This is a genomic window from Bradyrhizobium sp. LeoA1Lang (assembly GCF_055413685.1).
This window is the reverse complement of record NZ_JBVAPG010000414.1, coordinates 1-1,156: the sequence shown is the minus strand read 5'-3', so window position 1 is coordinate 1,156 and position 1,156 is coordinate 1. Positions and strand designations below refer to the sequence as shown.

1 pseudogene is annotated in these 1,156 nt (G+C 65.6%); it reads right to left on the bottom strand.

The features are described from left to right. Positions 1–1,156 (bottom strand): annotated as a pseudogene (locus ACZYOF_RS43870) (shikimate kinase); the annotation flags it as partial.

Here is a 1,156-nt window from a genome sequence, read left to right as displayed (position 1 = left end):
GACTTCGGCGGCTTCATCGAGGCGATGCCGCGCGCCTGCAGCTGCGCGTCGAACTGGCGCACATGCTCGTAGAGGCGAGGCCGGTCGCCGATGATGACGACCATGTCGCCGTCAAAATCGCCGTCGAGTTTTTTTTGTTCGGCGCTCGGAACCGCAACCAAAGAGCCGGGCGCGAACACCTCCGTCGCCTGCAGGATGCCGACGCATTCGAGCCCGGTGTCGGCCTTGACCCGGTCCTTTTCCTCCAACCAGCGCGAATGGCACTTTACGTCCTCGGCAGACATCACCACCCCGCGGTCGGCGAAGTCCGCCGGCCACATTTCGTCGGGCACAACGATCAAGATGCCTTTGGCAAAGAAGGTCGGATCGTCGGCGGCAAGCCCAGCCCCAGACCTGTGCGCGACGTTGAAGCTGTATTGGAAGGCCACGCACCGATCCAGGAACGCCGCGGTCCGATCGCCATCGCGCGTCGACCTGACCCGGTCGGCGGCGAACGGGCGCAGGTTGGGCTTGTCATAGGGGGAGCGTCCGACAAGCACGCCAGCGTCACGGGTCAACGTCTTGCTCTTGCCCGTCGGCACATGCAGGCATTCGTCGCTGGACGGCACGGCGATAGCGCCCGAACCCTCGATATGCCCGCCCGTGACCGTCCGGAACAGCTCCTCGGCGGTGAGGTTTTGATGGGTTTCGAGCCAAGCCAGAGCCTTCTCGCGGGTCTCCTGTGCCACCTCGACGCTGCGCGGATAATGTTGCAGCGCCGAGGGCGGTACCGCCGATTGCCTATTATCGGCATAGGCAGGCATCCGCTCGGGAGCGCCGTGGCGAGCCCTGGCAATGGCCGGCATGCGCTCGGCCAGTGAGGCCCTGATGAAGCCGCAGCCGTCATGCGGCCGCAAGGCGATCTCGCCGTCTCGCCCCTCTAACCGGAAGGGATGCACTGCGCCTGCGGGGCGGTCGGGCAGAACGGACAGCTTGAAGCACCCTTCCAGCGCATAATCATGCGGGCCAACGTCGGGGATGCCCGGCGGCGCGGCAAAGCCGCGGCGCTGGGTATAGTAATAGGCTTCCTTGAACGGCGCCCAGGCCCGCGACAACTGCTCAAAGGCCGTACCCGGAGCCGTCTCGGCATAGGGGATCGCCAAAAGCTTGCCGCTTG